We start from the raw sequence: 24,703 nt of genomic DNA on the forward strand, positions 1-24,703 counted from the left end.
TCGATGAGCGGAGAGATTCAGGTGTTGATCGCAGCCAGCCTGGCAAGCCGCGATCAAAGACAGGTTACAACAAGGAATTAATGCGTTTGAGGGGTGTCATCGCCGCCTTCATCGGTTTCAGTCAATGAGCGAATGCGTTGGGCTTCGATAACCAGCAGCTTGAAGTAATCGTAAGACATGTAAAAATCACCATGATCCCCCAGACGATCACCCCAGGAATTACGCAGGGTTAACAGACCGCGGTGTTCACGCCCTTCATCATCAATGGCAACGGCATTGTCGTCATACCCGGTGATGACCATTTCATGGCCGCCGAAAAAGGGTCTTAGATAAACGTCGCGGGCAATTTGCGGTGTCAGCACCCAACTGTCGTTGGTGGAATTACGAGTGCCGACTGCCCCCATGGTACCCAGATCAAAATCGAGTAATAAAACGCCGAATGTCACCCGATCACCTGCTGACAGGGAAGCTTTCACCTGAGTCAACGTTTGATTGGTATCAAAACGGTCAAAAGCATCCATAATATCCAGGACAGGAGACCAGGCTACGTGATCGTCCATGCGCAGGCTGATTTCACGGTATTCCTCCGGTGTCATCGCATCAAATGGTCTTTCGCCTTCAAGCGGATATTCATGCAAACCACCGCATCCCTGAGCCGCTTCACGCTCTTTGGGCACGATCCCAAACATATCCATCTGGCTTAAAACAAATCGTCCCAGTGAACCATCCCAGCCGCTTAAGGCATACCCTTGTTTTTCCAGGTAATTGCCTAACTGCAATTGGCACAATTGACTGACATAGTCGCCTTTTTGCAGCACGGCATCAACGGCCGCCGTCGAAGCAAAGGTCACGCAGGAACCATGGTAGCCCTGATCCAGTACCGGTACGTCATTCATACCCAATTCCACCTGGGGAGGGTACTTGCTGTTAGAGGGGGACGCCAATTGCTGCGTTTTGTTCACGGCAGCGGCCGCTCTGGCTGCCAGAATTTGCTGTGCGTGCGTGGAAAGATCCACTTTCAGTAATTTGATTGTTTTGGTTGTAGGCGCCTTAAGGCTGTTTTTACCCTGCACGATGGGTGCTTTGATGGTTTTGGAAAAAGTTCCCTGGATATGAATGTCCTGCGCCATGACGCTGCTGCTCATGAGCAGGGTCAACGCGATTGCTGGTGTTACTTTCATCTAAATCTCCTAAAGACCACTGATTGTGGCGACGGGAGTTTACCATATGTATTTAATTTGATCACCAAGGGCGTACTACTCAGCGGAAGAACCTAGGCCGCGTTTAACCCGGGCACACTGAACCGCCGCTTATCCTGTAACCGGAGTGCGGTTAATGCTCCTCCCCACAAGCACCCGGTGTCGATGGCGTGAATACGGGGATGGGGTGAATGGCCCTGTAATGCCGCCCAATGACCAAACACAATGTCAGCCTCAACAACGCGACGGTTCGGCACGGCAAACCAGGGCAGCATCTCTGTCGAGGTAGCGGCAATGGTGCCTTTATGATGCAGCAGCAAACGCCCTTGTGCATCACAAAAGCGCATGCGGGTGCAATAATTGGTAATCAGGCGCAGTCGCTCCATGCCGCGAAGATCATCGGACCAACGATCGGGACTATTGCCATACATGTGAGCAAGGAATTCCCGGAAATCGGGTCCAGACAGCACCTGCTCAAGTTCACCGGCAAGCTGTTTCGCCTGGGTTAAATCCCAGACCGGCGCAATGCCGGCATGGCACATCACCACATTTAAAGGCTCTTCGTGATGGAGAATAGACTGGTGCCGTAACCAATGCCCCAAGTCGTCACGATCGGGGGCGGCAAGGATGTCGTCCAGGGTGTCATCCTGGTTTTGACGGGGAGAATCGGTAAATAATCGGCTCAGAAGATGCAAATCATGATTACCCAGCGTAACGTAAGGCGCCAGCGGCAGGTTTTTGACAAAACGCAATACCGCAAGCGATTGCGGCCCGCGATTGACCAGATCGCCGACAAACCACAGCCTGTCGCTACGCTCATTAAATTGAATGTGATCCAGTAAACGAAGCAAGGGGTCATAACAGCCCTGAATATCGCCTATTGCGTAATCAGGCACCGTTTAATACTCCGGGTTTCGCCTGAACTGAAACCGGTGCTACAGTCTGCCAACCGCCTTCAGCATTAAGGTGATGCAATGCCTGAGTCGCGGCATGGGATGCATGGCCGATAAATTGATGATTCACTTGTGCCTGATGGATGAATTCAGTGGCCGAAAGCGTGCTTACTTTTCCGGATTGCAGGGAATGAACAGACACCTCCGCCGGCAGGGCAATGGCATAATCGGCAAACACGATACCACTGTGCATCTGCTGGTTACTCAATTGTTCAAACCGTGAAATCACCTGGCCGTCAGGACCTGCCCTGTGCAAGCCTAAGGAGAGAAATCCATTTTGTATGGCCTGCCAGTTTTTAAATTCAGGATGCTCCCGCACAAACAATTTAAAAATATCAGGCGACATCAAAAGACCGCCAGGAACCATCAACAAGGGTGCCTTATTGATCATAATGCGCCCGCTTTCCAATGATTTGGTCAGCCACTGGATAAACTCCAGCCCAAGCTGCTGTTCCATGTCGCTGATGGATTCCGGTACGCCGCCAGCAAAGGTACTGACGCGGCCATAACGGTTACCGCCGCGGGAACCGTAATTACGAGCCATTAACTGATTGAAATAACGCTGAATGGCAATCGCGTCTGCACGAATGAGAATAGCGCCCAAAGTCCCTGCGGCGTAATGATCCTCGTTCAGTAACGCAAGCCAGATAGCCAGCACATTGGGATTGGAAGCAATCCAGGCAAATCCGGCGGCGGGCATTAGACGAGCCGCCAACAGTAAATTGAGACGACGCCGAAACTCCACATCGGATTCTTTCAAAAATTCATAGACATAATGGCTTCCGACAGCAGCCAGACTCTCCAGCAGCGGATTCCATTGTTTTAAAAACAAGCCGTTATTATCAAAGAGTTCGACTTTCAAATCGATTTGCAGTTTACCTATTCCCTGCAGCAGGGCTGCTGAAAACAGCGTGTATTGCCAGAGTTTCTGCTCTTCGGACAATTCCGCAGCACCATCCAGCAGAATAAACTGCTTGAATAAATTCAGTGCTGCCTCAGTACGGTTTAAGGCGTGATCAAGAACCCCCCCGGGCTGCGAATAATAACTGTTGGACGTTTCCGGCAAATTCTGGCAGTGGTTGACAAAATTATTCATTAAAGTCTGGCAAAGTGTCTCAAACCGTGTCGAATCCAGAGCTAGGGCGTCTTTGATCTGTTTGATCAACGTGACTCTTTTTTCCTCAGCCAGCAGTACTTCGGCAGCAAGAACACGAGTCATATCTTTCAGCGGGCGAGCCTGCAAGGCCTTGCCTTTTTTGCTATGACGATGGAACAATGGAGTCTCCAAAATTATACTACAGTTATAATTTTATACTATTGCCAACCGCATTGGCTATGCGGACATACTCTCTGACAGACACCTGTTCAGGCCGCATGACGGGGTTAATGCCAATGCCCTGCAACTGGTCAGCGCTCAGTACCGGTTTTAAATTATTAGCCAGCGTTTTCCGACGCATCCCAAAAGCCAGGGCCACCACCTTTTCCAGCACGCCATAATCCACTTTTTCAAATGGGGATTGCTGGTAGGGCACGAGGCGCAGGATGGCTGAATCCACTTTGGGTTTCGGGAAAAACGCATCCGGCGGTACATCAAACAAAAAGCTCGCCTCGCAATAATATTGAGCCATGATGCTTAATCGTCCATAGGCTTTTGAACCGGGTTCCGCAGCGATTCGGCTGACGACTTCTTTCTGCAACATGAAGTGCATGTCCCTGATGAACGTTACCTGATGGAGCAAATGCAACAGCAGAGGCGTTGAAATGTTATACGGCAAATTGCCAACCACACGCAAGTCGCTGCCCCACTGCGAAAAATCCACGGTCAGGGCATCCGCCCCCAGCAACTGCAATTTTTCTTTCGCCTTGGGCAACTCAAGGAGCCTTTGCTGCAAATCCGTATCAATTTCAATGGCAATGAGTTGATTGAGCCGCCGCAAAAGCGGCACAGTCAATGCCGCAAGCCCTGGGCCGATTTCGACCATGGTATCGGCCGGTTGCGGATTAATGGCATCGATGATACGGCCAATGACCGCCTGATCCTGTAAAAAATTCTGGCCAAAACGCTTGCGTGGACGATGACTCACCGGACTTTACCTCATTTAAAATCGCACTCATTATACCGGATTTTTCGGCTTTTGTCTGATTTACCGATTGGACGGCTACCGATACAACGGCTTCCGTGATAGCTTAATCAGAACTCTCTTTTCATGAACCTTATCATGCTTCTGCATTTAATCGAGCTACGGCACAGAGCGTTGAAGACAGTGATTTTTTTCCTGGTGCTGTTTTGCTTTTTCTTTTTTTATGCCAATGCCCTGTTTCACACGTTAGTGACGCCCCTGCTTAAGCAATTGCCTGCAAACCATACGTTGATTGCCACCCGCATTACCTCCCCGGTACTCACCCCGGTCAAGCTTGCAGCGGATACCGCGCTGCTGGTCACGGCCCCCTTTGCCTTAAGTCAATTGTGGTTATTCATTGCACCAGGCCTCTACCGACATGAGCGGCAGTCCATCGTCGGCGCGTTGAGTTTAAGCCTGGTGTTGTTTCTGGCAGGATTGCTTTTCTGCTTTTATATCGTCTTGCCCTTTATGTTTCAATTCTTTGCCCATGCGGTTCCTGCCGGCGTGAGACTTATGCCGGACATGAATGATGCCATTGATTTTATTACCCGCATGCTGATTCTTTTTGGTTTCTGCTTTCAAGTTCCTCTGTTGTGCACCACTCTGGTGCGCCTGCAATGGCTTGACGTCGAGACGTTAAAACAGGTACGACCCTACATTATCGTGGCGGCCTTTACCCTGGGCATGTTGCTGACGCCGCCGGATGTCTTGTCGCAAGTCATTCTGGCCGTGCCTTTATGCCTTCTGTACGAAGCCGGCATTTGGCTGGCCGCCTGGCAGAAACGCCTCAAGCCAGCCGCACTGCCTCAAACCAGCGCGGAGGGTTAACATCAGGCAGACAGCCTTACCGCCAGCGCCTGCAAGGGATGACGTAACAGCAGAATGCCTGCCATCATAATAAAAATCGCATAACGGTTGAGGTAATCCAGCGGGCCTGAGGGAGCCTGCCAGTCCGGTTCCTGACCGGCCACCCAGCGACTCATGGCAATGCAGACCGGCAAATAAAGCAACATCAGAATTTCCTGAAACACACGGGCCTCAATAAAATTACCGATGAAAAGCAGCGCGGTAAAATAAAAAAAGGCAACATAACGAAGCGGCCTGTAGCGCCTGGGGATGTAATCATAAAAAGCAAACCAGAATACAGGCAATCCGGCAAAACAAAACATAAACAGCAACAGATGCTGCTGATTAAATAACCAGCTTAAATTGCTGTTAAAATGCGTTTCTGCAAACGAAAGAAAATACCACTCCGTCCAGGCACCGGGTAAATGGCGAACCAGGTAAAGGATTATCAGACGGGCGAAGGCATAGGCTAAGGCGGCCGCCGCCAGGGGTTTGAGCATGTCGCGGCGTTCCTGCCAGTGCAGGGCCGGAATCAGCAAGACTAGCAAAACACTGCTTTCACGATTAAACGTAGCCGCCAACACCACCAGAGTGAACGAAACCCAGCGTTTTTGCAGACACAGTAAAAAGCCCAGGGCCATAAAAAAAAGACAGGCGCTGTCATAGGGATAAAAAAAAGTAGCTTCACCCTGAGTGGTAAAGCGATAATTCACCACACTCATTAACGGCAGTAATAGCAGAAAAAGCCAACTGAACAATTCCGACTGGTTTTTATTAAATGCAAACTGAAACAAACGTTTTACGGTGAAAAACAAAAGACTGACAAAGAAGAGCTCCAGCAGAAAAAAAATCTCTTCAGGGGACCAGGGAAGGACACGATGCAGACCATTGGCCAAGGCTGGGACCAGCATGCGCTGACCGAACGGCAGTCTGGCACTGAGATTCATGAGTTTTTCAAGATCCGTATCGATATAGATGCCCGTTAGCCTCACGTGCATGTAGGCATAACTAATCACCAGCACCCAGGTCAGAAAGCCGGTTTTAAAGCGGAAGAGCTCTTTATTCATTCATTCTTGCATTGGCATTCAAGATTCGCTCAGGCTAACCGATAAATTAATTAAAAGGCAAATTTGATCACGCGGTGAGGTGTATCATGATTAAAAATGCGAAATTTAATATTGGCGATCGGGTATGGCATCAGCAACTGGGGTATCGTGCCGTGATCATTGACGCAGATCCTGTTTTTCAAGCTTCCGGACGCTACAATCCTCAGGCCAGTAAACGGGCTTTTGCAACCCGCAATCCCTGGTATCGGCTTTTAGTCGACAACTGCAGCCAGATTACCTATGTTGAAGAATGCCATCTAACGCCCGATACCATTCCTTTGTGGATAGACAATCCCAATGTGGGTGATTACCTCATTGAAAAAAAGAACGGTTATTCCAGTAATTCCAAGCGCCACTAAGGTTATGTGCTTCGCACCATGAAAACCAGAAAGGCAACAAAAGCAATCAGCACCAGTGCAAGGAGGCCCATGGTGGCAAAGCTTTTACTGAAATTTTCACTGGTAAACAAATCAGGCCGCCCTTTGACCGTACGGAATAAATACCAAAGGATTAAGCCTGCGCCAGTGAGCCCGAGTATTTGATAAAACGTTTCCATTAATTGTCCTCCGATTCGAAACTGAATGCATCTGAAAATAATTGTTCACGCGGCATGCCGGACGCCACCAGAGCATCGCGGATGGCATACACCATGTCAAACGGTCCGGCGATAACAATCTGGTGGTTCAGCAGGGTGTCGGGGTAATCCGTTTGTACAATGGAGACTACGTTTTCGCGGCTCTCCCCCGACAGCAGAGTAACGTAGCGAAAGCGGCTGACATGAGCTTGCCATTGCTTCACTTTATCATCCATGTATAAATCGCTTTGTGACCGCGCCCCCCAATAGAGGGCAAACGCCCGGGCATCGCCGGTAGCCAGTAATTGCTCAATCATGGCCTTAACGGGAGCAAAGCCGGTGCCGCCAGCAAGAAATAGCACAGGGCGATCCGGGTGTAATTGATTAAGAAAGCAATCGCCATAAGGCAAGGCTATCTGCACACGGCCTTCTCGTTTAATTTCTGCAAACAGCGGCTGATTGTAAGGATTTCCCTGATCATGGCGTATGTGCAATTCGTATTTATGCGAACCCAATGGGGCGTTGGCAATCGAAAAACTTAATGCATCTTCACCACAAAGAATTTTTAAATACTGGCCGGGTTGATAGTCAATGAAGTGTTGCGGCGAAAGGATTAATTCGATAATGCTGTCAGTTAAGGGAGTAACGCGCTCCACCTGCGCCCAGGTCTTTTTAATACTCATAACGACAGTCCCAGAGAATCCCAATAGCCGTCGACACGCTGAATAATCTCGTCATCCATTTCAATAGCCCTACCCCATTCGCGCTGGGTTTCACCCTTCCATTTATGGGTCGCATCGATGCCCATTTTAGAGCCTAATCCAGATACCGGTGAAGCAAAATCAAGGTAATCAATCGGGGTATTATCCAATAAGACGGTATCCCGCGAGGGATCAACACGCGTGGTCATTGCCCAAATCACATCCTCCCATTGACGTGCATTAATGTCATCATCGCAGACAATGACAAATTTGGTGTACATGAATTGCCGTAAAAACGACCAGACAGCCATCATGATGCGTTTGGCATGGCCAGGGTATTGCTTTTTGATCGTGACGACAGCCAGACGGTAGGAACAACCCTCCGGCGGCAAATAAAAATCGACAATTTCCGGGAACTGCTTTTGTAACAGGGGAATAAATACCTCGTTTAAGGCCACACCTAAAATGGCCGGCTCATCGGGCGGGCGGCCGGTGTAGGTGCTGTGATAAATGGGATCCGGGCGATGCGTGATACGCTCGACCGTCAACACCGGAAAATGGTCCACTTCATTGTAATAACCGGTGTGATCGCCAAACGGACCTTCTGCCGCTTCTTCTCCAGGATTAATGTACCCTTCAAGAATAATTTCGGCGCTGGCAGGAACATGGAGATCATTGCCGAGGCATTGTGTTAATTGCGTACGCTGCCCACGCAGTAAACCGGCAAAGGCATATTCGGATAACGTATCCGGCACCGGAGTCACTGCCGCAAGCAGGGTGGCAGGATCCGCGCCAAGCGTCACCGCCACGGGAAAACGCTCACCCGGATAGGCAGCCTGCCAGGCCTGGTAATCCAGTGCGCCGCCCCGATGGGATAGCCAACGCATGATCACTTTATTTTTACCAATGACCTGTTGACGATAAATACCCATATTTTCACGCGCCTGATGCGGCCCCTTGGTAGTCACCAATCCCCAGGTGATTAAAGGCGCCGCATCGCCAGGCCAGCAGGTCTGGACAGGCAAACGACCAAGATCCACGTCGTTGCCCTCAAACACATGCGTCTGGCAGGGGGCCTGGCTGACGTACTTGGGCGCCATCGTCAGAGCCTGCTTCAACAAAGGCAATTTGCTGAATGCATCTTTAAAGCCTTTAGGCGGCTCGGGCTCCTTAAGCGCAGCCAGCAGGACACCCACTTCCCGCAGAGCCTGCACCGATTCTTCCCCCATCCCCAGCGCCACCCGCTCGGCAGTACCGAATAAATTGGCCAATACCGGCATGGCCGCCCCTTTGGGCCTGGTGAATAATAAAGCCGGGCCGGCTTTGCGTAGAACCCGATCACTGATGACGGTCATTTCCAGAATGGGCGACACCGGGTAATCAATGCGTTGCAGCAAATGACGCGATTCAAGCTGGTCGATAAAATCACGTAAATCAGTATATTTCATGCCATCGTACAGGAGTTAAGTGAAGCAGGGATTATCGCACAAGATGCATTTGGGCGATACTTGATAAGCCTTTTCTCTTAAAGCAGCACTCTATGCTACTATAACGTTGTTCTAACCATACGGATTGATGATGCCCAACGATCAGCAAACAACATTGACTGCCATCATTAGCGCCTTAAAGCAGCTTAGACCCCAGATCCTGTTATTTAAAGAGTCGATGCAGGATTTTAAAAAGCGCTTGGAAACTGTCAGTGACGAGGCTGAATTGACCACCCTGGTGCAAGGTATTGATCAACGGGAAAAAGAATTGAATCAGTTACTGCGCAGGGCCGCTGCCGGAATGGATAAAGCCCTGTTTGACGCCATTCAGCAGCAATGCCAAAACGACAGTGAATTAAAAGAAATAATGGAGGTATTTAACGCGGACAACAGCCTGACCAACCTGATCACCACCACCCGGGAACGGCTTGGAGAACAAACGCTTTATAACCAACTAAACGGTGACGAGTTGCAAATGGCGAAAGATTTCATGCAGCGGCTTAAGCAATTGAGCTCCGTTGCCCAACTGCTTAACGCTCAAAAGGAATTGTTTCGGCAGCGACTCAAGGAAGCGGACGATGCTCAAGCGATTGATGAAATCGAAAATGACATTTTAGCGCAGCATGAAGGCATCACCAAAGTTTACAATGCCATCATCTTTTACCCCGACAATGAGCGTGTGGCTCAGGCTCTGGTTGACTATTTTGAAACAAATCCGCAACTGTTAGCCCTGGTTAAGGCCTTTCATTTTTATGATTCGTTGGCACAAGACTTGGCTGACGCTAAAACGCGGATAAAACGCGCATAGTGGAAATTTGTCTGTCAAATTGATATAACATCAGGTTGTCTGTGCATGAGATTTACCTGTGAGAAAAAAACATTCTATATTTTTTTGTATCCTTTTGATGCTTCCTCTCGCAAGCGGGGCTCAAACAAACGAGAAATCACCGCCATCAAAAAGACCAACGCTCCTCGAAAAACAGGCCATGCAGCAGAAAAAAACCGGCGACAGTCCCAGCCTGATTGAATTGTATCGCCCCAACTACGTGTTGCCTTATTATTACACCAACAAGCCGTACCACGCCATTTATCAAAACGCAACGCCCAATAATCAGGAAGTCCAGAATGATGAATTTAAGGCGCAAATCAGTCTTAAAATTCCCATTTTCCGCCATGTCATCAAAGACAAGCCGTTAGCGCTTAATTTCTCGTATACGCAGCTCATGTATTGGCAGGTGTATGCCAAATCACAGTATTTTCGTGAAACCAATTACGAGCCTGAATTATTTCTTGAGAATTACTTTAATCCCTATTTTGCAGCTCAACTCGGCCTCAACCACCAATCCAACGGCCGCGGCGGTCTCCTCGAACGCAGTTGGAATCGCGCCTACACCCAGCTTAAGTGGACCGGCAACCGCTGGCTGGTGAATTTACGGCTGTGGGCATTAATCGATAAAGCCGAATCCAGTGATTTGCATAACCCGGATATCGCCCATTTTCTGGGACATGATAATCTGGTGTTATCGCATCAATTACCCGGCAACTGGAAAGCCAGTCTGGAATTGCAGAATCTTGAAAGCGGTTTGCAACGCGGATTTGTGCAAGTGACGTTGTCTTACCCTATTCTGCAATCCCTGTCGGTTTACGGTCAGGTGTTCAGCGGCTATGGGCAGAGTCTGATTGAATACAATCACCGCACCACCAGTGCCGGGATCGGGATTGTTCTTAATGATTGGGTGAGTTAGGGAAGACAGCGCACATCAAGAGAAACCTTCCTGTGCGCTGGGCTGCTGTATTATTAGCGCTTCATCTCATCAAAAAACTCAGCATTGGTCTTGTGATTTTTCATGCGCTCAAGGAGGAATTCAATCGCTTCACACTCTTCCATGGATTGCAGAATCTTACGCAGGATCCAGGTACGGTGAAGGTCTTCAGGACTTAAGAGCAGATCTTCGCGGCGGGTACCGGAACGATTAATGTTGATGGCAGGGAATACACGACGCTCAGCAATATTACGGCTTAAGTGGATTTCCATGTTACCGGTTCCCTTGAACTCTTCGTAAATCACTTCATCCATTTTTGAACCTGTATCAACCAGGGCGGTCGCAATGATAGTCAGGCTGCCGCCTTCTTCCACATTACGGGCCGCACCATAGAGGCGCTTGGGACGCTGCAGGGCATTGGCATCCACACCCCCGGTGAGTACCTTACCGGAAGAAGGAATCACGGTGTTGTACGCCCGCGCAAGACGGGTAATGGAATCCAGCAGAATGATGACATCGCGCTTGTGCTCGACTAAACGCTTGGCTTTTTCAATGACCATTTCAGCCACTTGGACGTGACGGTTGGCGGGTTCATCGAATGTACTGGCGACCACTTCGCCTTTAACAGAGCGCTGCATCTCGGTCACCTCTTCGGGCCGCTCATCAATCAACAGAACAATCAGATAACAATCGGGGTAGCTTTTCTCAATCGAATGGGCAAGATTTTGCAGCATCAGCGTTTTACCCGCTTTGGGTGGCGACACAATCAAACCCCGCTGACCGCGGCCAAAGGGCGCGCATAAATCCACTACCCGAGCCGTTAAATCTTCTGTGCTGCCATTGCCCTGTTCCATCACCAATCGCTGAGAGGCAAAGAGGGGGGTTAAGTTTTCAAAGGAGATTTTACGTTTGGTACTGTCAGGGGAATCGAAGTTAATCTGGTCAACTTTCAAGAGAGCGAAATAGCGTTCATTGTCTTTGGGGGGGCGAATTTTACCGTACACCGTGTCCCCTGTACGCAGGCCAAAGCGGCGAATTTGGCTGGGGGAAACGTAGGTGTCGTCAGGACCGGCCAAATAAGAGGCATCGACTGAACGCAGGAAGCCAAACCCATCGGGCAATACCTCCATCACACCGCCGCCCAGGATATCCTCTCCTTTGCTGGCGTGCGCCTTGAGGATAGCGAATAAAATATCCTGCTTGCGCATACGTGACGTGTTTTCGACCCCCATTTCCTCGGCGATAGTAACGAGGTCACCAATGGGCATTTGCTTAAGTTCTATAAGATTCATACTTCTCACTTGAATGTGTTATTAAATGAAATGAATTTTCCAGGAAAATTTTATGGGAAAGTCAGCAAGGAAACTGCTGCCTACGGGTTCATTCGTCAGTAACCAATCTTTATTATTCCTGAAATAACTTATTACGAAGGGTTGATGTAATTTAGTAAATCAGAAGTCCGGGATTGGTGACCTGAAAGAATTAGCCACATATTGAATCTTTATCGTATCACACCCTGGCCAGAAAAGCCATCTTTTTTTACCCTGACCGCGCAAACAGCCAGGGCAAACCAAGCGTTACACGTTGCTTTCAACAAAAGCGCTTAATTGGGATTTGGACAATAATCCCATTTTAACTGCCTCTACCTGCCCATTTTTAAACAGAATCAGGGTAGGAATACTCATCACGCCATATTTGGACGGCATTTGCTGATTTTCATCGATATTCAATTTGGCAAACGTCACACTGTCGCCATGGCTGGCGGCAACCTCTTCAAGAATGGGGGTTAATGCGCGACAAGGACCGCACCATTCCGCCCAGAAATCAACCAGAACGGGTTTGTTGGAATTCAATACATCCTGTTCAAAACTCGCGTCCGTTACTGTTTTTATATAGTCACTCATGGATATAGCCCCTGATTTAGGTATTTGAAAAAAAGTATAGCAATTATAGATCACCCCAGACCGCTTGCAAAACACTAATGGCTGTAATCGCAGCCGTCTCCGTACGCAAAATACGCGGCCCGAGGCTTAAAGGCAGAAAGCCCGCTTGCTGAGCCTCGTCGGATTCAGAGGGACTCAAGCCGCCTTCCGGACCAATTAACAACATCGCCTCCTCCACGTGAAGGTTGCTGTAGCTTCGGTAATGATGCAGTGCACCCGGTTGCAGAATAAAGGCGGGAAAACCGTTTCTCTTCAATAAAACATCGTGGAACGACACAGGACTATGCACCAGCGGCACCTGATTGCGCCCGCACTGTTCACAGGCGGCGACGGCAATCGCCTGCCATTGTGCCTGCTTCTTATCAAGACGCGACGCATCGAGTTTGACCGCACAGCGCGCCGTGAACACAGGGCTGATGCTTGCGACACCGAGTTCCACTGCCTTTTGCACCACCCATTCCATCCGGTCGCCTTTGGAAATGCCCTGTGCCAGATGAAGACGAAGCGGAGACTCCCTGTTAACCTGTTCGGCATCCTTAAGCCTTACCGTCACCCGTTTTTTATGCACCGCCGTGATTTCGGCCTTAAACTCACGGTTATCACCAGAAAACAGAGTCAAAACCTCACCGGGCTGCATGCGCAGCACCACGCCAATGTGCTGACCTGCTTCTTCCGTCAACGTTAATTCCTGCCCAGCCAGGTAATCGCCAGGCTGGTAAATGCGTACGTCTCTCACCTTGACCCCTGCGCTTTAAGATGCCGCTTCACTGGTTAAATCGTCATCCAGCGCGAATTCGATTTGTTCGTGGTGCGCATTGTCGATAACCTGCTCTGACCAGTACAGCATGATCAGGCTGAATGGCAAAAGACAAACCATATCCCAGGGAAACTGCAAAATACCCAGGCCGCCGAAAGAACCCAGATAGGAAATCACCAGCAACACGGTCATGTAGGATAAAAACCAGAATAAACTCTGGCCACAGTCCCTTAGTGGCTTGCGATTATAAATCAGGCTAATGACAAGACCCGCCAGCAATGCCGCATACAGTTTCCACAAAATCGCGAAACCACACCAATAGAGCATTAAATTACACACGTAAAACGCGATGTGCGAAAACAAGCCGCTGTAAGGCAACCTGAACGGCCTTGGGGTATCCGGCTGCAACCGTCTCATGGCCAGAAGACAAATGGGACCAATGCCGTAAGACAGGATGCTCGCTGACGATAAAAACGCCACCAGCTTCTGCCAGCCGGGAAAGGGCAGAAATGAAAACAACCCCACCAGGAAATTGGCATACAGCGTGACGTAAGGAATTTTATGGCGATTCACTTTAAGGAAAAATTCAGGCAGGTGATGATTTAATGCCATGCCGTACACGATGCGGGACGTAGCCGCCGTATAAACCAGCGTAGTACCAAAGGGAGAAAATGCCGCATCAATCATTAATAGCGTGGCCACCACGGTTAAACCCAGCAGCAGAGCCAATCCGACTAAGGGCCCGCTGTCGCCAGGGTAGTGGAGCGCCTGCCAGCCGTTAGCCAGGTATTTTTGCGGCATGGCGGCAAGGAAGCTGAATTGCAGCATGAAATAAAGCGCAAAGCCAATTAATACCGCCCCCAGAATAGCAATGGGGATATTGCGTTGCGGGTTTTTCACTTCACCGGCGAGAATCAGGCCATTTTGAAAGCCGGTAAAAGCAAAGGCCACGCCCCCTGCGGAAAGGGCTGTAAAAATCTGCACCCAGCTTTGCTTATCCCCAAGATGAAGGGAAATATTAGCCAGTGAAGGGCTGTTATGAAGCAGGGCTATAATGGCAATACTGGGCAGAATAAATTTAATGATGCTGGCGTATTTGTTGCATTCCGCCAGCATTTTAATGCCATAGGAATTAAGAATCACCACAAAGAACATGATGGCGCCCGCGGCCGCATACCCGTATCCCGACAGACTGAGCGAGGCGGGATCGCCTGCCATCAGAACCGGGAAAAAATGGCTGGAGTATTGCAAGATCGCCTGAATTTCAATTGGGGTCATGACCACATAGGAAAGCCAGGATGTCCAGGCAAACAAAAAACCCACCTCCTTGCCGTGGGTGAACGTGGGGTAATTGGACATCCCGCCTGCAACGGGAAACATGGTCCCCAATTCACACAACGGCAAGGCGATAAATAACATGAACAAGGCGGCGATAACCCAGCTTACCAGGGCATTGCTTCCCGCCATTTGCGCACTGATGAAGGGGCTGAACAGCCAGCCTGAGCCAATCATTCCGCCGGCTGAGGCGACCAAGATATTTGTTCTCGAAATATCGCGTTTTAGCATGTGTTATTTTCCTTCTATCGCCTGTCTGGTTCCCTCGGCCAAAGCGACTTGCCCCCAGGACTCTTGGTTACTTAACGTCGTCTGACTGTTTTTAAGCCAAATCACGACAAAATTAAGCGAATGAATAGACAAAACCTTTTTGGATGGTATCATTACACCGTTTTTTCAGGAAGTAATGTAATGATTTAAGGGAGTAAATAACGTGAAGTATTTTGTTCATAAAGCCGCTTGCCTCACCTGGGCTTTCGCTTTTGCAGCGCCTGCTTTTTCTGGCACCATGGGCGCAGCGGAAGATCAGGGCCATCCTTTTTTCTTCAGCGTCGCCCCTTTTTATGGCGCCATCACGGACGAAGGGATTAATAAACTGGTCTTTGCCGAGCAGGCAACACCCGCAGGCCAGGTGACTGCTTTCCTGCCGGATGGTGAATCCGACTGGGGTTATACCTTAAGCCTGGGCTATGCGTTTGATCCTAACCATGAGCGCGATCTGGTGCTGACCTATTCCCATCTGTCAACCGAAACCAGCAAAAGCATTGCAGTGGGTGAGGACGGCCTTATCATCAACCGGTTAAGTCAGCTTGCCAATTTTGGCCCTCAGAACGTCAGAGGCCCCGCGTCAGCCGGTATAAGTGCGGATTATGAATACCAGACGGCCGATTTGATGACCAATCATTATTTCCCATCTGAACAGTTTAACCGGGTCGAGTTTTCCCGCTTTTACGGCATTAAGGCCACAGAATTTAAAAAAGGATTCACAGCCAATTACAATGGCCGTTTCATCGTCGAGTTTGACGGGATAAACGCACCCTCAATTGACAACATCAATTACTCCGCCAAGTATTACGGGATCGGTCCGCGTATTGGTATGGGCGGCAAGTGGCGCTTAAACCGCATTTTCAGTGTCGGCGGCGATGTATCGGCATCCATTTTAGTCGGCTCCTATAAAAACGAGTGGAATGAAACGCTGGCCGTAGACGCGTTCCTTGGTGAACTTCCGGCAGGCCCCGTGCACAGCTACACGCAAGTCACCAACAGCCGGGCCTGGGTATCCCCTGTATTGGCCGGCAATCTGGCCGTGGCCGCTGATTTTGATGTGAGAAGCGCCAATCATATCCGTATTGAAGGCGGCATCGGTTCCGAGCAATACCTGCCCCATCTGTCGCCCGATTCCTACCGTGCCAAGGAAGGGGATAATACACTTTATATTCCTCAGCATTTCTCCATTAGAAACGTCTTCATCAAATTCACTTATTTCTGCTAATGGATCTTCACAAGGCTTGATTCCAATCAAGCCTTGTTTTGTTTTTTTGGAGGTATGGTCGTGCAAATGAGTCAGTTGGATCAGCAGCATGTACGCGACAAAGTTATTCCTATTCACCAGCAAATTCACCCGACCGCCCTGATTGCCCACGGGGCGAGAATCGGAGCCAATGTCAGCATTGGGCCGTTTTCTGTCATTGGTGAACACGTTGCCATCGGCGCCAACACTGTCATCGGCTCTCACGTGGTCATTGAAGGCTGGACTACCATTGGCGAACGCAATCAGATTCATACCGGCGCCGTCATTGGCTCTGTTCCACAGGATTTGAAATTCAATGGCGAAAAAAGTCTGGTTTTACTGGGTAATGATAATATTGTTCGCGAATACGTCACCATCAGTCGCGGCACCGCCGGCGGAGGGGGCGAAACCACCATTGGCCATGCCAATTTATTAATGGCCAGTTGCCATGTTGGCCATGATGTACGGATGGGCGATCACAACATCATTGCCAATGCGGTCGGCATTGCAGGGCATGTGGTCATCGAAGATTGGGTCACCATTGGCGGTATTGCGGTTATTCATCAATTCTGCAAACTGGGGCGCATGGCCATGATCGGCGCCAAGAGTTACATCAATAAAGACATTCCGCCTTTTGCCCTGGTACAGGGAAATCCCGCCAAATTGTATGGCGTCAACATTGAACGCCTGCGCCGTAATCAGTTTAAACCCCAGCAACGCCTGCTTATTCAACGGGCTTATAAAATCCTTCATCGCTGCAATTATCACTTACCCAATGCCATTGCCGAAATTGAACAGGACTTGCTGCCTGATGAGCAAATCGCCCGCCTGCTCGATTTTCTTCGCCACAGTGAACGCGGCATTTGCCGGGGGAATCGCGAATGAAATCCTTGCGCTTTAATCAAAATCACGGCCCGTTCAGCTTAGCCACCTTGGCCCGGATTTCTGACGCTGCACTGCATAACCCCGAGGATAGCGATTGCCTGATTCATCAGGTGGCACCTCTCGATGAAGCTAAAGAATCAGACATAGCCGTACTCCATAATCTAAAATACATCAAGGCGTTTAAAAACTCTTCTGCAGGGGCCTGCATCATTTTCCCGGATGCCGTTAAACATGCCCCGCCGGCCATGAAATTACTGGTACATCACAACCCTTATAAAGCCTTCGCACTGGTCATGCAGCATTTTTATTCCCGCCCCAAAGAAGCACCAGGTATTTCTCCCCAGGCTTTTATTGCCAGAAGCGCCTCCATTGGCAAGGGATGCGTTATTCAGCCTGGGGCTTACATTGGTGAACGTGCTGTCATCGGCGAGGGGAGCGAGGTTGGCGTGAACAGTTACATCGGCCATGACGTGATCATTGGTAACAATTGTCGCATAGAAAACAACGTCAGCATCACCAATACCCTGATGGGCAACAACGTGGTGATCTATACCGGCGCCAGAATTGGACAGGAAGGCTTTGGTTTTGCCACGGATGCAGGTGGCCATTACAGTATTCCTCATATCGGCTGCGTCATCATTGGTAACCACGTGGAAATAGGCGCCAATACTTGCGTGGATCGAGGTTCCGTTAAAGACACTATTCTTGAGGATCATTGCCGCATCGATAACCTGGTGCAGATTGGTCACAATGTCACCATTGGCCGCGGCAGCATCGTGGCCGGCACTTCCGGGATTGCCGGCAGTTCCCACCTGGGGGAATTTGCGACCGTAGGCGGGGGCGTCAGCGTGGTTAACCACGCGAAAGTCGGTAACGGCGCCATGGTATTAGCCCACTCGCTGGTCATTAACGATGTGCCGCCCGGGACACGGACAGGAGGAACCCCCGCCATCGAGGCCCGCCAATGGCATAAACAATCATTAATCTTGAAAAAATTATGCCGATGAAGGCACTGCCTGGATGAGTTTGATAACCGCCATGGCAGCCTTGCTATTGGCATCCTGCCTTAACTGCTGATGCAACTGCTCAAATTTTTCCACTACCCTGGCAGGGGCGTCGCCCTTGGCCAATTTCTCTAAAAGGCATTGGCTGATGGCCTCAGGCCTCGCCTGCTTTTGAATAAATTCCGGCACCAGACCCTCATTAGCCAGCAGGTTGGGTAGCGCAACGTAATTAATTTTAAGCTGCGAAGCAATGATTAAGTGACTCAGGGCACTCCATTTATACGCAACCACCATGTTACATTTTAGCAGCATGGCTTCAAGGGTTCCTGTCCCCGATTTAACCAACACCACATTGGCCAGCGCCATGGCCTCTCTGGCACCTCCCTGTTGAAGTTTTATATTCAGATGAGGATAACCTGAGGCGCGCCATTGGGCTTCGAACAGCGTGATAGCCTTTGAGGTCGCCAGGGGCACGATGAAGGTTAGATCGGGCCGTTTCTGGCTCAGTCGATTCATCACGTCAAGGTAAAGCGGGCCCAGGTAACGAAGCTCGCCAAGACGACTGCCAGGCAGCAGGGTGATGAGGGCATCGGAATCCGCATAACCGGCCTGTTTTCTTAGATGCCTTTTATCCATTTGCAGGTCAATCATATCCGCCAGCGGATGGCCAACGAAGCAGGCCGGCACCTCGTATCGCTGATAAAATGCCTTTTCAAAAGGGAAGAGGGTCAAGACCAAGTCCACGGCCTCCTTGACTTTATACACCCGTTTTTGCCGCCAGGCCCATACTTTGGGACTGACATAGTGGATGGTTTTTATCCCTTGTTGTTTAAGCTTTTTCTCGACGACCAGATTAAAATGGGCATAATCAATACCGATAAACACGTCAGGGGGATTCACGGTCAATTCCCTGATTAAACGTTTGCGCAAGAAAAGCAACTGCAGATAGCGCTTCAGGACATCGGTAATCCCCATGACCGAGAGGTAGTCCATGGGAAAAAAGGAATGAAATCCCTGGCGCTGCATTTGCGGCCCGCCGATGCCGACAAAAGTGACATCCCCAAGCCGCTCCTTAAGCGCCGCAATTAATCCCGCCCCTAATAAATCCCCCGAAGGTTCCCCTGCTACAATGGCTATTTTTATTGGACGCTCGCCCATCCCTTACTACTCTGCGGAATTTTAAGTAAACCGACTATAGTGGACATTCCCTTGCTTTACAATGCACACGGTGCTGGTAAAATTCACGTTTTGTGCTGTGAGAGTGCTATGGAACACAAGGAAACATCCCATGAGCCATCCGTCACCTGGTTAGGGCGGCTGTTTTACCATGCATTCCATAAACCGACTTCTCAAACCCACACCAACATCCATGCTGTCTTTGGAAATCGACTATCGGACAAACAAAAAAAACAATTGATTATGGCTTTTTATTCCCACATGATCACGCTGTTTAAAGAGTTGATTATTTGTCTGTTACGGGGAGTGAAGCCCCTGAAAAGAAAAACGGATATGCAGGGGCTTGAACATTTATTGGAAGCCGTAAAGCAAAACAAGGGCGTCCTACTGCTCACTGGCCATTTTGGCAACTGGGAAATTGGTTGCCCCCTCTGTTATGTCATGCTCCCTACCTCTAACCCGGCCTATGCTGTACGCAAACCCATTAAACGCGCCTGGGCGGAAAAATTGCTATTTGCTAATTACCGACGTCACGGCTTAACCATTATCCCTAAAAACAAGGCCAGAGGCCCTATCCTTGACGCCCTCAGACGGCAAGGCTTGGTCTTTATCACCTTTGATCAACGAGCGCCAGCGGAATCAAAAGGGACGTTACTCACTGATTTTTTAAATTTGCCAGCCTACACTTATCAGGGTTTGGCTTTATTAGCCAACGAATCGGGTGCCCCTGTCGTTCCTGTTTCCTGCCATCGATTACCGAAAGGCAGGCATCGGATCGAATTTCATCCCGCACTCACCTGGCAGGAGGATCCAGATTCAGCCGCTGCCCTATTAAAAAATACCGTGATTTATAACCAAACACTGGAGAGGCTGCTGTTGCGTCATCCCGAGCAGTGGATTTGGTCTTATAAGCGCTGGCAACTCTAAAGGACCCGGAGCATCCATGCCGCAAATCTCCCTCGATAATCTTAAAATCACTGCCGTTGGCCGCCTGATGTATTATCTCGTCCCGCTGCGCAAGCGCATTATCATGAAAAACATAGAGCGCGTTTTTAAATGCCATTCCAAACAGGAAAAAATGAATCTGGCCAAAGCCTTTTATTCCCACTTTTTAACAACACTCAAAGAAATCATTTCTATACGATGGTGCAATCATGACAAGCTGAGAGAGGGAATAGAAATCGAAGGCCTTGAGCATCTTCTGTCTGCCCATGCACAACAACGCGGCGTGATTTTACTTTGTGCTCACGTAGGCAATTGGGAATATGCTCCCTTACTGGGCTTCCCCACGATTGCGGCCCTTTCTGGCCGCTTTTATTTTGTCCGCCGTGCAATCCGTATCAAATGGTTGCAAAAAATCCTGTTCCAGCGCTTTCAAAAGGCAAATCTTGCCATCATTGACAGCCGCGACATGTTTAAACACGCACGAAAATTGCTGCGTGACAATAACGTCCTGGTGTTTACATTTGACCAGCATGCCAGCATAGATGGACGTCATGGTATTGCCGTTGATTTTTTTGGCAGCAAAGCAGGAACCTATAAGACGCTTGCTTTCCTGGCAGGTAAAACAGGGGCGTTGGTTGTCCCCGGCGCCACCTATAGACTCAACAAAAAACACCATGTTCTCCAGTTCTATCCCGCCCTCGTCTGGAAAGAAAATGAGGATTGGGAGCAGGCCCTGCATGACAACACCCGAATTTATAATCAGGCCATTGAGCAATTCATCTTAGCCAATCCCGCCCAATGGCTATGGCCGCATCGGCGCTGGAAATTGGACGACATGGAAAAAACCGGTTGATTCTTATTGATTCTGTTGCGGCCAGCCTCTGGGGCTGTGCTAAGATTAGCATTTTGTTAATCAGGAACCCATTATGAGTAACACACGCATTGAAACGGACAGCATGGGCGAAATTGCCGTGCCTGCTTCCAAGTATTGGGGCGCGCAGACAGAGCGTTCGCTGCATCACTTCAACATTGGCCGCGACATCATGCCGCGAGAGGTCACACATGCCTTCGGTATTTTGAAAAAAGCAGCAGCCTTAACCAATCGTGAACTTGGCAAGTTAAGTCAGGATAAAGCCGATTTAATCATCAAAGCCGCTGATGAGGTCAGTGCTGGCCTGCTTGACGATCACTTCCCCCTGCACGTGTGGCAAACCGGCAGCGGGACCCAATCCAATATGAATGCCAACGAAGTCATATCCAACCGTGCCATTGAACTGGCCGGGGGCGTCATGGGCAGCAAAACACCCATTCATCCCAATGATCATGTCAACATGTCCCAATCGTCCAACGACACCTTTCCTACCGCCATGCACATCGCCGCCGCACTGGCTTTCAAACAGAAATTAATACCCGCAGTACAGCATCTGCGCGATGCGCTCGCGGCCAAAATGGACCGTTTTAATACCATCGTTAAAATCGGGCGGACGCATCTGCAGGATGCGGTGCCTCTGACCTTAGGTCAGGAGTTTTCGGGTTACGTAGCCCAGCTCGATGCCTGCCTGCATCGTTTTGAGGCGGTGCTGCCGGAACTTTACGAACTGGCTCTAGGCGGAACTGCTGTCGGTACCGGATTAAACACTCATCCCCAGTTTGCAAACAAAGCCGCAACCCATATCGCCGCATTGACACAATTGCCGTTTGTGTCTGCACCCAATAAATTTGCAGCCCTGGCCTCTCATGAAGCACTGGTAATGGCCCATAGCACGATGAAGGCCTTAGCCTGTGCCTTAATGAAAATTGCCAATGACGTGCGCTGGTTGGGGTCAGGTCCCCGCTGCGGCTTGGGCGAATTGATCCTCCCTGAGAATGAGCCAGGCTCCTCCATCATGCCCGGCAAGGTTAATCCGACTCAGTGCGAAGCCATGACCATGGTTTGCGCCCAGGTGATCGGCAATGACACCAGTGTGGCGGTTGCGGCAAGCCAAGGAAATTTCGAACTCAACGTCTTTAAACCGGTCATTATTTTTAATGTCCTGCATTCTCTGAACCTGCTGGCAGACACCTGCCATTCATTCCAGGAATTTTGTGTGGAAGGGCTTGAGGCCAATGAGGCAAAAATCGAGTATTACCTTAAGAACTCACTCATGCTGGTCACCGCGTTAAATCAACACATTGGTTACGACAAAGCGGCCAAAATTGCCAAAACAGCCCATCATGACAACACGTCGCTTCAGGAAGCCGCAGTCAAGCTGGGTTACCTCACAGCCGAACAGTTTAATGAATACGTTAAACCGGAAGAAATGATTTCACCTCGCTAACGCTGAGGATTAACGACTTTGCTCAACAGGGCGCAGATAGGCTGCGCCCTGTTGGTAAACACCCACCGAATACCACGATTCAACTCCCGATACAGGCTGTTTTTTGAATCAATGAATCCAACCCCAACCTGCTGCCTGGCTGCCATGAGCGGTTTGATTTTCTTATTGCTCAATAACAAATAATGACCTAAAACCCCGCCGTAGTTTTCCTTTAAACTCAAGGTGCAGAACTGTTGCACATTGTGATGTTCCGGGACGAGAAGGAGGGCTGCCCGCGGGAAACGCGTTAAGGGGCGGAGCAAGGCGTCATCAAGGCTAATCAAATGATAGTCGTCAATCGGGGTTAATGTCTTCAGGTTGTCATACAACAGAGCCTCATCCACCTGGGTTTTCAATTCAATAAACAAATGCAGACGCCTCCCATAACGGCTGATAACCTCCGGCAACGACGGAATATCCGGCACCCGTTCCCGCAAGGCTTGAAAAGACAAATCGGCAATTGCATCAGGCCTCTGCCATAGTCGCATCAGGGTGGGGTCATGATGGACGACAAGAACACCATCCGCGGTGATTCGCACATCCAGTTCGATTCCCCAACAATGGCAGCTTAGGGCGCGGGCAAAGGCCGCGTCCGTATTTTCGATAACATGGCGGTCATGTGCGCCACGATGAGCAATCACACGCGCCTCTCCCAAAGCCTCACAAGACGGCCGTGAGCGTGGAATGACCGCCATGATGTTATTGATGCACCGTTCAATCACCGTGAGTAATGACATGGGGGTTTCCTGGGTTTTACCGTGTATTTTGTGAAAAATTCAACTATAACAAGAATACAGGGTGAGCGAGAGACGAAAAAACACTTTATTTTATAAAATGGTCGAATAATCATTGACAGAGCCGACGTTCTTGAGTATTTTACCGTCCTATGCCGAGGTGGTGGAATTGGTAGACACGCTAGCTTCAGGTGCTAGTGGGGGTGACCCCGTGGAGGTTCGAGTCCTCTTCTCGGTACCATTAATGGATTTAACATCCGCAATAACTAATTGAATACCTTAAGTTTGTAATACCTTAAGCCGTATTGAACCAATACGAACTTTTTCCTAATTTTATCCATCCTAGTCAAGCCTTAAAAGAGCAGATAATCGCAACCAAAATGACTCTCTCTTTTATTCCTTCTGCAACGCCCGCATCGGAAATCAATCAACAAGAAAAAGGGCGCGAAACGACTGAAACATTTTTTTTGCATAATAAGCCAAAATCTCAGGACTTTTTCCTTGCGAGGCGGCTCGCCAAAATAAGCAGTTTGTTTACAAAATGAAATTATTTTGAACTATACTGAGCTTAGAAAGTTCCAATTAGTCAAAATATGAACATCGATGAGCAATCGTTGCAGGCAATCTGTGGTGAAAGCAAAGAAGTGGTCGTGTACGGTTTCGGTCAATTTAAATACCTTGAACTGTGCAAAGCCATTAATTGTATCGCCGGTATGAAAGCCTATCATTCCGACGATTATGTTGAAAAAAATGAGGTCATGGATAAACGAACTCACTACACCATGTATAACCACTTCAAATACATTCTCAATGATTTAGTCCTTGAAAACTATAAACGGCAGCTTAAAAAAGAACCCATCATCCCGCTTTTGTTTGTTGTTGGTTTCGCTGAGAGCGAGTATGAGATACCACGAATAGCAGAACGAAGTGATGATGAATTCGCCAAGGGAGTAACCCTGACAGAATTACGCCGATGTTACAAACTGGCTCATGAATTCGGCAAGGACTTAAGCCAGACGGCCAACGACACGTTCCAGTTTGTGCATTTAATCCCCTCGGAAAAGGGCTACGTGCTTAAGACGGTCAAACCATTCTGGCAGGATGAGCAATGGCAGAAGTTGTGGCAGCAACGCAAGGCAACAACGGATAAAAAGCCCGACAGTGATCATAAAAATCTTTTTTGGCGTGAAAAGTACTCAGGGCTGGTGGATGAAGCGAAGCCCCAAAGCCCCTCCAACAACGAAGAAGTCAGCAAAGAGGAAATCGAAGCGCCTGATCATTCGCGAATGCCAAAGGGATAAGCGA

General features: G+C 49.4%; 25 protein-coding genes and 1 tRNA gene. 12 read left to right on the forward strand and 14 right to left on the reverse strand.

Translation table 11 applies throughout. The features are described 5' to 3' along the window. Positions 1 to 77: 77 nt before the first annotated feature. The 4 genes from Lrub_RS13185 to rsmA form a co-directional block, all read right to left on the reverse strand. Positions 78 to 1,181, reverse strand: coding sequence for a C1 family peptidase (locus Lrub_RS13185; protein WP_058532569.1), 1,104 nt, complete (start codon positions 1,179 to 1,181; stop codon positions 78 to 80). Between the two features lie 92 nt (positions 1,182 to 1,273). Then, the gene (locus Lrub_RS13190) at positions 1,274 to 2,095 is read right to left on the reverse strand and encodes a symmetrical bis(5'-nucleosyl)-tetraphosphatase (protein ID WP_058532570.1); all 822 of its coding nucleotides are present in this window, start codon (positions 2,093 to 2,095) and stop codon (positions 1,274 to 1,276) included. Beyond that, entirely contained in the window at positions 2,088 to 3,428 is a 1,341-nt protein-coding gene (locus Lrub_RS13195) for a TraI domain-containing protein (RefSeq protein ID WP_193392360.1), read from the reverse strand. The genes Lrub_RS13190 and Lrub_RS13195 overlap by 8 nt, the downstream gene beginning before the upstream one ends. A 25-nt stretch (positions 3,429 to 3,453) precedes the next feature. Continuing rightward, complete coding sequence (gene rsmA / locus Lrub_RS13200) at positions 3,454 to 4,236, reverse strand: 16S rRNA (adenine(1518)-N(6)/adenine(1519)-N(6))-dimethyltransferase RsmA (RefSeq protein ID WP_058532572.1); 783 nt, start codon at positions 4,234 to 4,236, stop codon at positions 3,454 to 3,456. Positions 4,237 to 4,371: 135 nt separating this feature from the next. On the opposite strand from rsmA, the gene tatC reads away from it, so the two are divergent. Next, positions 4,372 to 5,103 carry a twin-arginine translocase subunit TatC gene (gene tatC / locus Lrub_RS13205; protein ID WP_058532573.1) on the forward strand — a complete coding sequence of 244 codons (732 nt, stop codon included), beginning with the start codon at positions 4,372 to 4,374 and terminating at the stop codon, positions 5,101 to 5,103. A gap of 2 nt (positions 5,104 to 5,105) precedes the next feature. Here the strand turns inward: tatC and Lrub_RS13210 are convergent, their stop codons facing one another. Next, positions 5,106 to 6,188 (reverse strand): hypothetical protein, encoded by a 1,083-nt coding sequence (locus Lrub_RS13210; RefSeq protein ID WP_058532574.1) that lies wholly within the window; start codon positions 6,186 to 6,188, stop codon positions 5,106 to 5,108. Between the two features lie 86 nt (positions 6,189 to 6,274). Between Lrub_RS13210 and hspQ the strand changes: the two genes are divergently transcribed. Beyond that, entirely contained in the window at positions 6,275 to 6,586 is a 312-nt protein-coding gene (hspQ, locus tag Lrub_RS13215; protein WP_058532575.1) for a heat shock protein HspQ, read from the forward strand. A gap of 2 nt (positions 6,587 to 6,588) precedes the next feature. Here the strand turns inward: hspQ and Lrub_RS13220 are convergent, their stop codons facing one another. From Lrub_RS13220 to ubiD, 3 genes are read right to left on the reverse strand one after another with little or no spacing between them, the layout of a single operon-like run. Beyond that, entirely contained in the window at positions 6,589 to 6,783 is a 195-nt protein-coding gene (locus Lrub_RS13220; RefSeq protein ID WP_058532576.1) for a hypothetical protein, read from the reverse strand. After that, positions 6,783 to 7,484 carry an NAD(P)H-flavin reductase gene (locus Lrub_RS13225; RefSeq protein ID WP_058532577.1) on the reverse strand — a complete coding sequence of 234 codons (702 nt, stop codon included), beginning with the start codon at positions 7,482 to 7,484 and terminating at the stop codon, positions 6,783 to 6,785. The genes Lrub_RS13220 and Lrub_RS13225 overlap by 1 nt, the downstream gene beginning before the upstream one ends. Continuing rightward, the gene (gene ubiD, locus Lrub_RS13230) at positions 7,481 to 8,950 is read right to left on the reverse strand and encodes a 4-hydroxy-3-polyprenylbenzoate decarboxylase (protein ID WP_058532578.1); all 1,470 of its coding nucleotides are present in this window, start codon (positions 8,948 to 8,950) and stop codon (positions 7,481 to 7,483) included. Before ubiD ends, Lrub_RS13225 begins: the two co-directional genes overlap by 4 nt. 127 nt (positions 8,951 to 9,077) lie before the next feature. Here ubiD and Lrub_RS13235 point away from each other — a divergent pair, with 127 nt between their 5' ends. Both Lrub_RS13235 and Lrub_RS13240 read left to right on the forward strand, forming a co-directional pair. Then, positions 9,078 to 9,797 (forward strand): hypothetical protein, encoded by a 720-nt coding sequence (locus tag Lrub_RS13235; protein ID WP_133134093.1) that lies wholly within the window; start codon positions 9,078 to 9,080, stop codon positions 9,795 to 9,797. Between the two features lie 97 nt (positions 9,798 to 9,894). Next, positions 9,895 to 10,734 carry a phospholipase A gene (locus Lrub_RS13240; protein ID WP_082651530.1) on the forward strand — a complete coding sequence of 280 codons (840 nt, stop codon included), beginning with the start codon at positions 9,895 to 9,897 and terminating at the stop codon, positions 10,732 to 10,734. 53 nt (positions 10,735 to 10,787) lie between these two features. On the opposite strand, the gene rho is transcribed toward Lrub_RS13240, so the two are convergent. The 4 genes from rho to Lrub_RS13260 all read right to left on the reverse strand — a co-directional run bounded on the left by rho (position 10,788) and on the right by Lrub_RS13260 (position 15,018). Further along, positions 10,788 to 12,044, reverse strand: a complete 1,257-nt coding sequence (gene rho, locus Lrub_RS13245; protein ID WP_058532581.1) for a transcription termination factor Rho — start codon at positions 12,042 to 12,044, stop codon at positions 10,788 to 10,790. Positions 12,045 to 12,329: 285 nt separating this feature from the next. Continuing rightward, positions 12,330 to 12,656 (reverse strand): thioredoxin, encoded by a 327-nt coding sequence (trxA, locus tag Lrub_RS13250; protein ID WP_058532582.1) that lies wholly within the window; start codon positions 12,654 to 12,656, stop codon positions 12,330 to 12,332. 43 nt (positions 12,657 to 12,699) lie between these two features. Then, positions 12,700 to 13,431 carry a 16S rRNA (uracil(1498)-N(3))-methyltransferase gene (locus Lrub_RS13255; protein ID WP_058532583.1) on the reverse strand — a complete coding sequence of 244 codons (732 nt, stop codon included), beginning with the start codon at positions 13,429 to 13,431 and terminating at the stop codon, positions 12,700 to 12,702. Between the two features lie 15 nt (positions 13,432 to 13,446). Beyond that, positions 13,447 to 15,018 carry an APC family permease gene (locus Lrub_RS13260; protein WP_058532584.1) on the reverse strand — a complete coding sequence of 524 codons (1,572 nt, stop codon included), beginning with the start codon at positions 15,016 to 15,018 and terminating at the stop codon, positions 13,447 to 13,449. A 202-nt stretch (positions 15,019 to 15,220) separates the two neighbouring features. On the opposite strand from Lrub_RS13260, the gene Lrub_RS13265 reads away from it, so the two are divergent. From Lrub_RS13265 to lpxD, 3 genes are read left to right on the forward strand one after another with little or no spacing between them, the layout of a single operon-like run. After that, entirely contained in the window at positions 15,221 to 16,279 is a 1,059-nt protein-coding gene (locus Lrub_RS13265; RefSeq protein ID WP_058532585.1) for an Lpg1974 family pore-forming outer membrane protein, read from the forward strand. Positions 16,280 to 16,339: 60 nt separating this feature from the next. Continuing rightward, positions 16,340 to 17,182: an acyl-ACP--UDP-N-acetylglucosamine O-acyltransferase gene (gene lpxA, locus Lrub_RS13270; RefSeq protein ID WP_058532806.1), complete on the forward strand. Its 843-nt coding sequence runs from the start codon at positions 16,340 to 16,342 to the stop codon at positions 17,180 to 17,182. Next, positions 17,179 to 18,189 (forward strand): UDP-3-O-(3-hydroxymyristoyl)glucosamine N-acyltransferase, encoded by a 1,011-nt coding sequence (gene lpxD / locus Lrub_RS13275; protein WP_058532586.1) that lies wholly within the window; start codon positions 17,179 to 17,181, stop codon positions 18,187 to 18,189. Before lpxA ends, lpxD begins: the two co-directional genes overlap by 4 nt. Here lpxD and lpxB read toward each other — a convergent pair. Next, on the reverse strand, positions 18,178 to 19,344 hold the full coding sequence (gene lpxB / locus Lrub_RS13280; RefSeq protein ID WP_058532587.1) for a lipid-A-disaccharide synthase: 1,167 nt from the start codon (positions 19,342 to 19,344) through the stop codon (positions 18,178 to 18,180). The two genes, lpxD and lpxB, sit on opposite strands and share 12 nt — an antisense overlap. Before the next feature lie 108 nt (positions 19,345 to 19,452). On the opposite strand from lpxB, the gene Lrub_RS13285 reads away from it, so the two are divergent. The 3 genes from Lrub_RS13285 to fumC all read left to right on the forward strand — a co-directional run bounded on the left by Lrub_RS13285 (position 19,453) and on the right by fumC (position 22,625). After that, positions 19,453 to 20,289, forward strand: a complete 837-nt coding sequence (locus Lrub_RS13285) for a lysophospholipid acyltransferase family protein (protein WP_058532588.1) — start codon at positions 19,453 to 19,455, stop codon at positions 20,287 to 20,289. A gap of 16 nt (positions 20,290 to 20,305) precedes the next feature. Beyond that, positions 20,306 to 21,160, forward strand: a complete 855-nt coding sequence (locus tag Lrub_RS13290; protein ID WP_058532589.1) for a lysophospholipid acyltransferase family protein — start codon at positions 20,306 to 20,308, stop codon at positions 21,158 to 21,160. A 73-nt stretch (positions 21,161 to 21,233) separates the two neighbouring features. Beyond that, on the forward strand, positions 21,234 to 22,625 hold the full coding sequence (fumC, locus tag Lrub_RS13295) for a class II fumarate hydratase (protein WP_058532590.1): 1,392 nt from the start codon (positions 21,234 to 21,236) through the stop codon (positions 22,623 to 22,625). On the opposite strand, the gene Lrub_RS13300 is transcribed toward fumC, so the two are convergent. Then, a complete protein-coding gene (locus Lrub_RS13300; RefSeq protein WP_058532591.1) occupies positions 22,622 to 23,401 on the reverse strand; it encodes a glycerophosphodiester phosphodiesterase in 780 nt (259 codons plus the stop codon). The genes fumC and Lrub_RS13300 overlap by 4 nt on opposite strands. A gap of 151 nt (positions 23,402 to 23,552) precedes the next feature. Between Lrub_RS13300 and Lrub_RS13305 the strand changes: the two genes are divergently transcribed. Continuing rightward, positions 23,553 to 23,639 (forward strand) — tRNA-Leu (locus tag Lrub_RS13305). Positions 23,640 to 23,991: 352 nt separating this feature from the next. Next, positions 23,992 to 24,699, forward strand: a complete 708-nt coding sequence (locus Lrub_RS13315; RefSeq protein WP_058532593.1) for a hypothetical protein — start codon at positions 23,992 to 23,994, stop codon at positions 24,697 to 24,699. Positions 24,700 to 24,703: the final 4 nt, after the last annotated feature.

The organism is Legionella rubrilucens (assembly GCF_001468125.1).
Classification (GTDB): Bacteria; Pseudomonadota; Gammaproteobacteria; order Legionellales; family Legionellaceae; genus Legionella_C; species Legionella_C rubrilucens.